The following is an 11752-nucleotide window of genomic DNA, read 5'->3' on the forward strand; positions in this document are numbered from 1 at the left end:
GAGCGCAACCTTGCCAAGGTTGAGGTCATCGGTTCGAACCCGATGTATCGCTCCAGCTTTCTTCTAAAAAAGCTAATAAGTACTTTAAACCTCTGTGTTTAAAGGCGACCACAAAGGTCACGCTCTTTCTTTAATGCTGCGAAGCATAATCCCCCAAAAAAGCAAATAATCCTCCATCATGGTGGATATTTTTTTGTCTTAAATTTTTCTTAGCAACTGGAATGCTAGTAAACATCAGGTCTCTGAAGCAGATACTTGAGGTTTTTCAAATCTATAAACAGACTTATCCACAAATAGTTAGATGTGGATAACTTGGTTGATAAAGTTATTTCAGGCTTAATTCTTTATATATCTCAAAAAGATCTTTCTTATTTTCAATATATTATCTGAATCCTGATATTTGTAACTTGTTGTTTTTTATGGGTTTAGTTGCATCTGTGGAATTAAGCGAAAGATCGTTAACTTGTTGTTTTTTGATCTTAATCATTTATCGGTACTGTGTTTAACTTTGTGTAGGTGTCGGAAGTTTACGAGAGTTCTGAATTTTTTCCACATTGCCAAAATTGAGAACAAGGTCAAACATTGTTCTAAAATTATGTGCAACGAGTTGTCTTAAATGTTGGACTGTTAGTAAGAACTAGCCTGCCAAACATTGGTACATATAGGGCTAAGCATCTCTTGGTAGTCCTTTCTCAACGATGCGTATCAGCCGGTGCTTTTTAGTTGCGACTTTGCTGTTACCTTTTTGAACCTCAATAATGCTCGGCAACTGCTGTAATTGTTTTTCTAAAGCCCACTCGATATGAACATCTAACATGTCGTTATTACCTCGGTGAGACTCTAAGGTTTCAACAATGCGTTGTTGGAATGGCGCATTACCCATCGCAACATAAATATTACGTAACCACTGCGTATGACCAATACGTCTAATCGCTGAGCCTTCCATTTTCTTTAAGAAGGTCGCTTCATCCCAGCTTGCGAGTAAAACGAGGTCAGCTTCTTTAAAATCTTCTCTACGGTGGAAGTCTTTTTGTTCAGTGATCTCAGCATGCCGATTCCATGGGCAGACCAATTGGCAGTCATCACAACCATAGATTCGGTTCCCAATCGCTTCTCTGAACTCTTCTGGGATTACGCCATCGTATTCAATCGTTAAATATGAAATACATTTGCGAGCATCAACCACACCATCCGCAATAATGGCGCCGGTTGGGCAGGAGGTGATACATGCGGTGCATTTGCCACATTCGTCAACACTCGGCTCATCCGTTGGAAGAGGGATGTTAACCAGTAGCTCTCCTAAGAAGAACCAAGAGCCTGCGTCTTTATCGAGAATGAGTGAGTGTTTACCTGTCCAGCCTAGCCCTGCTTTTTGAGCTAGTGGTCTTTCTAAAATAGGCGCTGAATCGACGAAAGGACGAGAGTCTAAACCTTCGACCTCTTTTTCAATTTTTTGACCCAGCTTTTTCAATTGGTTACGGAACAATTTGTGATAATCGCGGCCTAAAGAATAACGGCTGATGTAACCTTGAGTGGTATCACTGAGGTTTGAGGCAAATTGAGCTTCTGGTGGTAGGTAGTTCATTCGGGCGCTGATCACTCGAATGGTTCCTGGGTGAAGTTCATTAGGACGTGCGCGCATCATGCCATGACGGGCCATCCAATCCATTTCGCCGTGATGACCTGCATCTAGCCATGCTTGAAGAGGGGCTTCATGTTCACTGAGATCAACATCGCAGATGCCAACTTTTTGAAAGCCTAGCTCTTTTCCCCAAATTTTAATTTTTTCAGCAAGATGGTCTAGATTCATGGCTTCATTCTTATAGAGATAAGGATAACTAAAATTCGGTTCGGTAAAAATGGGGGCGGATCTTAACGGATCTTAGTGGTGTTGACCAGAACAGACGTGTTTTGAACAGTATTTTTCATAGAACTTACACTTGAGTGCTTGTCTCCCAAAAGCATCACGGTTTACTATTCTTGTTCTTTTGATTTTTATATAGTCAACGATCGATTTTTAGAGAACGTATTCATGAGCACTAAACAATTTACTTTGAAAGATGAACAAGCAACGATTCAACTAGGAACGGAGCTTTCTAATCTTTGCTCACAGCAGACAACGATTTATCTGCATGGTGATCTTGGCGCAGGTAAAACGACGTTTAGTCGCGGCTTTGTAAAAGCACTTGGTCATCAAGGAAATGTAAAGAGCCCAACGTATACTCTGGTTGAACCTTATCAACTTGCAGATTGGCAGGTGTATCATTTTGATCTTTACCGCCTAGCCGATCCTGAAGAACTCGAGTTTATGGGGATTCGTGATTACTTTACGCCTGACGCGATCTGTTTGGTTGAATGGCCAGAGAAGGGCTATGGATTACTGCCAGAAGCGGACATGGATATTGATATTCGTTACCAAGACGATCACCGTATTGTTTCTTTAACCGCTAATAGTGAATACGGACAGCGCTTACTTAGTCAGTTGGAGTTATGTTGATTTCTAGACGCCTTTTTCCAACAGTAGCCATGATGGCTGCTGTTTTCTCCTTACTATTTTCATCACTGGTTTCTGCGAATTCACTAAAAGGTTTGAGGGTTTGGCCTTCTCCTGAAGAAACGCGTGTGGTTATCGATCTTAAATCTGAGGTCGACTTTAGCTATTTCACACTGAGTAGCCCGAGCCGCTTGGTTGTCGATTTAAAAAATACCGAATTGGCCACTAAGCTACCGGTGGTGGTGAAAGACAGCCCAGTACTGTCTAAAGTTCGTAAAAGCTCTCCCCCACAGAAGGGAACCTATCGCTTAGTTTTCGAATTGAAGAGATCTTCTAAAGCTGAACTCTTTAAGTTGAGCCCAACACCGGGCGGCCAATACGGGCACCGCTTGGTGATCGATCTGCCTCATGGTGCGGTGAGCAAGAGTAAGCCAGCTACAAAACCAAGTAAGCCAACGGTAAGTAAAGACATCAATCAGGTTAAGCGTCAGAAAGATATTCTGATCGTGATTGATCCTGGCCATGGTGGTGAAGACCCAGGCTCGATTGGTCCAAGTCGTAAATATGAAAAAGATGCGACGCTAAGTATTTCAAAGAAGTTAGCTGCTCAATTGAATGCGGTTCCGGGCATCAAAACTCGAATGACTCGTAATGCTGACTACTTCGTAAACCTCAATCGACGTGTTGCTATCGCTCGTGAAAATGAAGCTCACCTGTTGATCTCGATTCACGCGGATGCGTTTACCACACCTCAACCTCGAGGCGGTTCGGTGTTTGTATTGAACACTCGACGAGCGAATACAGAAATTTCCCGTTGGATTGAGAATAAAGAGAAGCAATCAGAATTGTTGGGGGGCAGCGGCGCTGCTTTCACTAGCAATATTGATGATAAGAACGTAAATCAAACCTTGTTGGACCTGCAGTTTAGCCATTCTCAAAAAGAGGGCTATAAACTGGCAACAGCGATTCTGTCTGAAATGGGTAAAGTCGCTAAGCTACACAACAGTAAGCCGATTAATACGAGCTTGGCAGTATTGCGCTCACCACAGATCCCATCGGTATTGGTAGAAACGGGCTTTATTTCAAACCCAACGGAAGAGAAGTTACTTTTCCAACGTTCGCACCAAGATAAGCTTGCACGTGCGGTAACTAAAGCTGTGGTGAAATACCTGAAAGCGAACCCACCAGAAGGGATTATCTTGTCGAATGCGACATCATCAACAGGCAGTGTTAGCCAGCATAAGGTGTCTCGTGGTGAGTCATTATCGGTGATTGCGAGTAAGTACGGCACCTCGACACAAGCATTGATGAAATACAACAACCTGAAGTCAAGCAGCCTAGCAATAGGCCAAGTGCTTAAGATTCCAGGCAGCGCTACAAGCTCATCATCAAGCAGTGCGGTTAAAACTAAGACTATCACTCACACGGTTAAGTCTGGAGAATACCTAGGTAAGATCGCTAGCCGTTATAAAGTGTCGGTGGCTGATATTAAACGTGAGAACCGTCTAAAATCAGAAACGGTGAGAGTGGGGCAAAAGTTACGTATTACGGTTGAGGTTAAAGATATTCCTCTGCGCAAACATAAAGTCGCAAGAGGTGATTACTTGGGCAAGATTGCCGTGAAGTACGGTGTGAGTGTGAACAGCATTCGCCAAGCGAATAAGCTCCGCTCTGATGAACTGGCGATTGGACAAGTGCTGATTATTCCTCATAAATAATCGAGTTTAACTAACATAGAAGTACCTTCGAAGCTCGGAAGGGCTTCTCTGAATGGCAGTAAGGTAGCTATAAATATGACGATCAAAATACTGCCAGCTCGCTTAGCGAACCAAATCGCAGCGGGTGAAGTGGTAGAAAGGCCAGCCTCTGTTGTAAAAGAGCTGGTTGAGAACAGTTTGGATTCCGGCGCGACACGTATCGATATTGATATCGAGAAAGGTGGCGCTAAGATGATCCGTGTTCGTGATAACGGTAAGGGCATCGTAAAAGATGAACTTGCTCTCGCACTAAGTCGCCACGCTACCTCTAAAATCCATACTCTTGATGACCTTGAGGCGATCGTCAGCTTAGGTTTCCGTGGTGAAGCGCTAGCGAGTATTAGCTCAGTCGCGCGCTTAACCATGACTTCACGTCCTGCCACCCAAGATCAAGCTTGGGCAGCGCACAGTGAAGGTCGAGACATGCAGGTAAAATTGCAGCCTGCCGCGCACCCAATCGGCACCTCGGTTGAAGTGCTGGATCTATTTTTCAATACCCCGGCACGCCGCAAATTCTTACGTACTGAAAAAACCGAATTTACTCATATCGATGAGCTACTTAAGCGCATCGCATTAAGTCGCTTTGATGTGACGATCAACCTGCGTCATAACGGCAAGATGATTCGTCAGTACCGCGCAGCGAAAACAGAGGTTCAAGCCGAAAAACGTATTGCTGCAGTATGTGGTAATCCATTTGTTCGTCATATGCTTAAGATAGAACTTGAGCACCAAGGGTTGAAACTTCACGGCTGGATCACCACGCCTGAAGGGGCAAGACAGCAAAGCGACTTACAATACTGCTATGTGAATGGTCGTATGATGCGTGACAAACTGATCAATCACGCGATTCGTCAAAGCTACGAAACCAGCTTGCGTCCAGACCAATTTGCCACTTACGTACTCTTCATTGAACTGGACCCGCATCAAGTCGATGTGAACGTTCACCCTGCTAAACACGAAGTGCGCTTTCATCAGGCTCGTCTGGTGCATGACTTCATCTATCAGGCATTGAGTGATGGTCTAGCACAAAGTAAGCAAATCGATGCGGCGCCTATTAATCAATCTGCTTTCCACCAATCAGAAGCCCCTAACTATCAACAAGATAGTTCCGTGCCTGAAGCGGAAGAGACGACGAACTTTAGCGCTCCAGAAAGCAATGTCCCAGCTCATTCGGAACAATCGCAGGTCTCTGAAAGAGTGCGACATGCGATTGAGCAGACTCCAGCCTATCCGAGAAAAGCAGAATCCGAGCAAGCCTATAACAACCAGTCTCAGCACAGCGTTAATGATGGTGGTCAGCACTATAGTTCAGCGTCGAATAGAGGCTCTTCAAGCAGCAGCTCTTCAAGTAATTTGGGCTCACCTGCTAACCGAAACTCGTCTGCTCGTGAAACCAGTTTTACCGGTTCGCCTCGTCAAGAGTGGATAGAATCACGACCTGCTCCGAAAAAAGAGAAAGAGTCACACCAACACCACGCCGAACCAGCGCCTTCGAAGCGTGAGGTGAGCGCTTACAAAGAGCTGTTGAAAACGCCAGATTTTGAGCGCCAAACAGTCGAGCCATCAGATGCTCAATATCCGGTGGCGCAAACAGTTTCAAGCGAAGCTGAGCCGCCTCAACAGAAGTTGCCTCAGTCGAAGCCAAGAACACCGGTTACCGATCTAGGTAAGGCCGTCTCTATTGTCGAGCGTCAGTACCTGATGATGGGCAATAAGAATGGTTGCGTGTTGGTCTCTTTGGCTAAAGCGGAATTACTGCGCGTTATTGGCCAGCTGGATACACGAAGCGGAGCCTTAAAAAGCCAGCCATTACTGGTGCCTTTGTCGCTTAAAATTGGCAGTGAATTGGTTGAGGTAGCGAAGACATTAAACCAACCACTGTCTCGTCTTGGTATTGAACTTAAGGTTCGAAATAGCGAAGCCATTATGGTGATGGGGGTTCCTTCTCCATTAAGGCAGCAAAACTTACAAATTCTGATCCCAGATCTGTTATCGTACGCGGCTTCAATAAATGCCCAGAGTACAGTGAAGCAACCTGATGACATGTTGCCAGCTTTGGTTAACTGGATCGGGATTCAAACCGCACAAGTAAAAAGCGACTACACTTTATCTGAAGCGGTTCAATTAGTTGGGGAACTTGAACAACTTTGGCATGGTCTACTTCCATTAGATGATCCTGAGTTTGTTAATTCTATCGACTTTTCGGCGACTATTGCGGCATTTATGGCTTAGTTTATTGGTAAATTAAGCTTATTTACGGCTTAGGCTGTGTGTGATTTTATTTTTTACGATGGGACTTTTTTGAAAGCAAGCCTCTCGTGACAAAAGCCCTTTGCTATAAAGCGCTATAACTGAGAAACAAATACTAACTATCATGACTGAAAAATTACCTTTAGCGTTGTTTTTAATGGGCCCAACGGCATCAGGAAAAACAGATTTAGCTATCCGCTTACGTCAGAAATACCCAGTAGAGATCATCAGCGTCGATTCGGCACTTATCTACAAAGACATGGATATTGGCACCGCTAAACCGGATGCAGAAGAGCTTGCGCTCGCGCCTCACCGCTTGATTGATATTCTTGATCCAAGCGAAGCGTACTCTGCGGCAGATTTTCGTCGTGATGCACTAAAAGAGATGAACGAGATCGTTGCCCAAGGCAAGATCCCTCTTTTGGTGGGTGGCACTATGCTTTACTACAAAGCGTTGTTGGAAGGTTTATCGCCACTACCGGCTGCGGATCCTGAGATTCGTAAGCAGATTGAAGCGGAATCTATTGAGCAAGGTTGGCAAGCATTACATGATCAATTAAGAGAGATTGATCCCGTATCCGCTGAAAGAATACACCCAAATGATCCACAAAGGCTTTCAAGGGCATTGGAAGTTTATCGAATTTCGGGTAAAACATTAACAGAGCTAACTCAAACGAAAGGCGATAGCCTGCCATTTCGTGTAAAACAATTTGCAATAGCTCCCAAGGAAAGGAAAGAACTCCATCGCCGCATTGAGCTGCGTTTCGAGAAGATGATCGAAGCAGGATTTGAAGAAGAAATGAAGGCGTTGTACGCCAGAGAAGATCTTCATCCTGAATTGCCATCGATCCGATGCGTTGGTTATAGGCAGATGTGGGATTATTTAGACGGTAATTGTGATTTAGACGAAGCGGTTTTCCGTGGTGTCTGTGCAACCCGTCAGTTGGCCAAGCGACAGATCACCTGGTTGCGCAGTTGGGATGATTTAACTTGGTTGGATAGCGAAAACATTGATCAAGCATTAGAAACTCTTTCAGATGCAATAGCATCTGATTAGTATTGCTGTGTATAATGTGATCGCTTTTGCGTGAATATACTCTGGAAAGGATCCGTTATTGAGGCTTTTTAAAATCACAGCCTTTCAATAACAACGGAGTTTTTTTATTCATTTAGCTCAGATGCAAAGGCCGCACCTTTTTGTGCACCACTAGCTAAATAATTACAACAAAATACAAAATAAGGAAAATAAAATGGCTAAGGGGCAATCGCTACAAGACCCATTCCTAAATGCACTCCGCCGTGAGCGCATTCCAGTCTCAATCTACCTTGTAAACGGCATTAAGCTGCAAGGCCAGATCGAGTCTTTCGATCAATTCGTGATCTTGCTGAAGAACACTGTAAACCAAATGGTTTATAAGCATGCGATTTCTACTGTGGTTCCTGCTCGTGCAGTAAGTCACCACAGCGGCGAGCAACGTGCTCCATCTGATCGTGCTGAGAAGACAGAAGATTAATCGTTCAATTAACACAGCAAATGCTGTGATAAGGAGTTGGTTGCTTGTTTGACCGTTATGAATCCGGTGAGCGAGCCGTACTTGTTCATATCAACTTCACGCATGAGGGAGAATGGGAAGACCTAAGCGAATGCGAAATGCTGGTCTCTTCTGCGGGGGTAGAAACGCTACAAGTGATTACTGGTAGCCGCCAATCCCCACTCCCTAAATACTATGTCGGAGAAGGTAAAGCCCTAGAAATCGCACAAGCTGTTCAGCTGACCGGTGCTGAAATTGTGATTTTTAACCACTCCCTCTCTCCTGCCCAAGAGCGAAACCTCGAGCAATTGTGTAAATGTCGTGTGATTGATCGCACGGGTTTGATCTTAGATATCTTTGCACAACGTGCGCGAACTCATGAAGGTAAGCTACAAGTTGAGCTCGCTCAGCTTCGTCATATCTCTACCCGATTGATTCGTGGTTGGACTCACCTTGAAAGGCAGAAAGGTGGTATTGGTCTTCGTGGTCCAGGTGAAACTCAACTGGAAACCGATCGACGTTTGTTGCGTGACCGTATAAAGGCAATATTACGTCGTTTAGCTAAGGTAGCTAAGCAACGTGAACAAGGGCGACGCGCTCGTAATCGAGCTGAGATCCCAACCGTTTCTTTAGTTGGTTATACTAACGCGGGGAAATCAACGCTTTTCAATCGAATCACTAGTGCCGGTGTTTATGCGGCAGACCAACTGTTTGCAACACTAGACCCAACACTACGTAAGATTGATTTGCCAGATGTCGGGCCTGCGATTCTCGCAGATACCGTAGGTTTTATCCGTCATCTACCACACGACTTGGTCGCTGCGTTCAAGGCTACGTTACAAGAGACGCAGGAAGCTGACATTTTGTTACATGTTGTTGATGCCAGTGATGACCGCTTTCGTGAGAACATTCAGGCTGTTCATGATGTATTAGAAGAAATCGATGCTCATGAAGTGCCAACCCTTGTAGTCATGAACAAGATTGACTGCATGGAAGACCAAAAACCTCGAATTGATAGAGACGAAGAGGGCGCACCACGCGCTGTTTGGGTTTCTGCAATGGAAGGTGAAGGTATCGAACTGCTGTTTGAAGCTTTAACTGAGCGTTTAGCGAGTCAAATGGTTCAATACCGACTGTGTATTCCGCATCAACATCAAGGCCGAATTCGTAGTTTATTTTTCCAGCTGAAATGTATTCAACAGGAAGAGTATGATGAAAATGGTAACTTGTTGATAGATATCCGAATGCAACAGATAGATTGGTCTAAACTTGAAAAAAGAGAAGGGGCGCTCTTGGGTGACTTTATCGTTACCTCAGAGACTGCTACAGTATAACGTCATATCAAATGATGGAGCTTTCTAATGGCGTGGAATGAGCCTGGAAATAACAACGGCGATAACGGCCGCGATAATGACCCTTGGGGTAATAAAAATAATCGCGGTGGCCGAGATCAAGGACCGCCAGACCTAGACGAAGTGTTTAACAAGCTGAGTCAAAAGTTGGGTGGCAAGTTTGGTAAAAAAGGTGGGAACGGAAACGGACCATCTATTGGTGGTGGCGGTGCAATTGGCTTTGGTGTTATTGCCGTTATTGCTATTGCTATCTGGTTCTTCGCAGGTTTCTACACCGTTGGCGAAGCAGAGAGAGCTGTTGTACTTCGATTAGGTCAGTTTGATCGTATTGAAGAACCTGGTCTTAACTGGCATCCACGTTTCATCGATCAAATCAGCGATAGACAGCTAGTCAATGTTCAAGCGATTCGCTCACTGCGTGCATCAGGCACAATGCTGACCAAAGATGAAAATGTAGTGAATGTATCAATGGATGTTCAGTATCGCGTAACTGATCCATACAAGTATCTGTACCGAGTGACGGATGCGGACGATAGCTTACACCAAGCGACAGACTCTGCTTTGAGAGCAGTAATTGGTGATTCTCTGATGGATGCGATTCTAACCAGCGGTCGTCAGCAGATTCGCCAAAGCACGCAAGAAACGTTGAACCAAATTATTGATAGCTATGATATGGGTATCACGTTGGTTGACGTTAACTTCCAGTCTGCACGTCCGCCTGAGCAAGTTAAAGATGCGTTTGACGATGCCATTGCTGCCCGTGAGGATGAAGAGCGTTTTATTCGCGAAGCTGAGGCTTACAAAAACGAAATCTTACCAAAAGCGACAGGTCGTGCTGAGCGTTTGAAGAAAGAAGCGCAAGGTTACAGAGAGCGTATTACTAATGAAGCAGAGGGTCAGGTAGCTCAGTTTGAAAAACTACTTCCTGAATACGCTGCAGCTCCTGAAGTGACACGCAACCGTCTGTATCTAGATACAATGGAAGAAGTATATAGCAATACGTCTAAGGTTCTTATTGATTCAGAGTCGAGCGGTAACCTACTGTACCTTCCGATTGACAAGTTAGCCGGTCAAGATAACGACAGTGCTAAAGCTCGTAAATCGAGAACAGGTTCTGCTTATGATGAGATTCAACTAGAGTCTGACCGTAAAGATGTTGCACCAAAATCTAACTCTGAAACTCGTTCAACATCACGTCAAGGGAGATACTAAGAATGCGTAAGTTAATGATCCCTGTATTAGTGATTACATTGGCTCTTATGTTGATGTCATTGTTTGTGATTCCAGAAGGTGAGCGTGGCATTGTTGTACGTTTTGGTCGTGTTCTGAAAGATAACAACGAAATCACTCGTATCTATGAACCGGGTTTGCATTTCAAAATGCCGATGTTTGATCGCGTACAGCGATTAGACGCGCTAATTCAAACCATGGATGGCCGCTCTGATCGTTTCGTAACTTCTGAGAAAAAAGACGTAATCATTGATTCATACGTAAAATGGCGTATTGAAGACTTTGGTCGTTACTACTTGGCGACAGGTGGTGGTAATGCAATGCAAGCAGAGGCACTATTAGAGCGCAAGGTAACTGATGTTTTACGTTCTGAAATCGGTTCTCGTGAAATCAAGCAAATCATTTCTGGTCCTAGCGACAAGAGCAAAGAGCTTGCTGACGGCGTTGAAGGTGAATTGGCAAATGAAGCTGCATTGAAAGCGTTAGAGATTGATGGCGAACGTGATCAAATCATGCAAGAGGTTTTAGATGATACTCGTAAGAGCGCACTAAAAGATTTGGGTGTACGAGTTGTTGACTTCCGTATTAAGAAGATCAACTTACCTGATGAAATTAGTGAGTCTATTTACCGCCGTATGCGTGCGGAGCGTGAGTCCGTAGCTCGTAAGTTCCGCTCTCAAGGTCGTGAAAAAGCTGAAGTTATCCGAGCTCAAGCAGAGCTCGAGGTAGCAACTATTCTCGCTGAGGCAGATAAAACGGCTCGCGTGACTCGCGGTGAAGCGGATGCAACGGCAGCAAAGATATATGCGGATGCGTATAATCAAGACCCAGAGTTTTTCAGCTTGCTACGTTCTCTTAAAGCCTACAAGAAATCGTTCAGCTCCAAGAATGATATCTTAGTATTGGATCCTAAGAGTGAATTCTTCCAATACATGAATCAAGCGAGCGGTGCGCCAGCTAAATAAGCTGAGCAGTTATTGAAGCAGCAAACGCTGAATTTTAATAACCAGACACGCTAATACTTAAAAGGCTCCCATTGTGGGCTGTCTCTTATACACAAATCCCTAAGCCACGCTTGGGGATTTTTTTGAACTATTTTTAGGTTTCATGATCTGATCATCTAAGCAATGACAAGGA

9 protein-coding genes are annotated in these 11752 nt (G+C 44.5%); 8 read left to right on the forward strand and 1 reads right to left on the reverse strand.

Going from position 1 to position 11752, the window contains the following annotated elements; genetic code table 11:
- Positions 1-667 precede the first annotated feature (667 nt).
- Complete coding sequence (gene queG, locus JC606_RS21870) at positions 668-1810, reverse strand: tRNA epoxyqueuosine(34) reductase QueG (RefSeq protein WP_198779436.1); 1143 nt, start codon at positions 1808-1810, stop codon at positions 668-670.
- 222 nt (positions 1811-2032) lie between these two features.
- On the opposite strand from queG, the gene tsaE reads away from it, so the two are divergent.
- The 8 genes from tsaE to hflC all read left to right on the forward strand — a co-directional run bounded on the left by tsaE (position 2033) and on the right by hflC (position 11580).
- A complete protein-coding gene (gene tsaE / locus JC606_RS21875; RefSeq protein ID WP_008223947.1) occupies positions 2033-2497 on the forward strand; it encodes a tRNA (adenosine(37)-N6)-threonylcarbamoyltransferase complex ATPase subunit type 1 TsaE in 465 nt (154 codons plus the stop codon).
- Positions 2491-4212, forward strand: a complete 1722-nt coding sequence (locus JC606_RS21880) for an N-acetylmuramoyl-L-alanine amidase (protein WP_198779437.1) — start codon at positions 2491-2493, stop codon at positions 4210-4212. Before tsaE ends, JC606_RS21880 begins: the two co-directional genes overlap by 7 nt.
- A gap of 75 nt (positions 4213-4287) precedes the next feature.
- Positions 4288-6483, forward strand: a complete 2196-nt coding sequence (gene mutL / locus JC606_RS21885; protein WP_198779438.1) for a DNA mismatch repair endonuclease MutL — start codon at positions 4288-4290, stop codon at positions 6481-6483.
- A gap of 142 nt (positions 6484-6625) precedes the next feature.
- Positions 6626-7558: a tRNA (adenosine(37)-N6)-dimethylallyltransferase MiaA gene (miaA, locus tag JC606_RS21890; protein ID WP_004741291.1), complete on the forward strand. Its 933-nt coding sequence runs from the start codon at positions 6626-6628 to the stop codon at positions 7556-7558.
- Positions 7559-7751: 193 nt separating this feature from the next.
- Entirely contained in the window at positions 7752-8015 is a 264-nt protein-coding gene (gene hfq / locus JC606_RS21895; protein WP_004741290.1) for an RNA chaperone Hfq, read from the forward strand.
- A 44-nt stretch (positions 8016-8059) separates the two neighbouring features.
- Entirely contained in the window at positions 8060-9367 is a 1308-nt protein-coding gene (hflX, locus tag JC606_RS21900) for a ribosome rescue GTPase HflX (RefSeq protein WP_102422995.1), read from the forward strand.
- Positions 9368-9394: 27 nt separating this feature from the next.
- Positions 9395-10597, forward strand: coding sequence for an FtsH protease activity modulator HflK (gene hflK / locus JC606_RS21905; protein WP_137406267.1), 1203 nt, complete (start codon positions 9395-9397; stop codon positions 10595-10597).
- A 2-nt stretch (positions 10598-10599) separates the two neighbouring features.
- On the forward strand, positions 10600-11580 hold the full coding sequence (gene hflC, locus JC606_RS21910; protein ID WP_137406266.1) for a protease modulator HflC: 981 nt from the start codon (positions 10600-10602) through the stop codon (positions 11578-11580).
- The last annotated feature ends 172 nt before the right edge of the window (positions 11581-11752 follow it).

Source organism: Vibrio sp. IB15 (assembly GCF_016406055.1).
Taxonomy (GTDB): domain Bacteria; phylum Pseudomonadota; class Gammaproteobacteria; order Enterobacterales; family Vibrionaceae; genus Vibrio; species Vibrio chagasii.

Coding starts and splice junctions, on each gene's coding strand:
- hflC (WP_137406266.1), top strand. CDS start 10,600: ATGCGTAAGTTAATGATCCCTGTATTAGTGATTACATTGGCTCTTATG.
- hfq (WP_004741290.1), top strand. CDS start 7,752: ATGGCTAAGGGGCAATCGCTACAAGACCCATTCCTAAATGCACTCCGC.
- JC606_RS21880 (WP_198779437.1), top strand. CDS start 2,491: ATGTTGATTTCTAGACGCCTTTTTCCAACAGTAGCCATGATGGCTGCT.
- queG (WP_198779436.1), bottom strand. CDS start 1,810: ATGAATCTAGACCATCTTGCTGAAAAAATTAAAATTTGGGGAAAAGAG.
- mutL (WP_198779438.1), top strand. CDS start 4,288: ATGACGATCAAAATACTGCCAGCTCGCTTAGCGAACCAAATCGCAGCG.
- miaA (WP_004741291.1), top strand. CDS start 6,626: ATGACTGAAAAATTACCTTTAGCGTTGTTTTTAATGGGCCCAACGGCA.
- hflK (WP_137406267.1), top strand. CDS start 9,395: ATGGCGTGGAATGAGCCTGGAAATAACAACGGCGATAACGGCCGCGAT.
- tsaE (WP_008223947.1), top strand. CDS start 2,033: ATGAGCACTAAACAATTTACTTTGAAAGATGAACAAGCAACGATTCAA.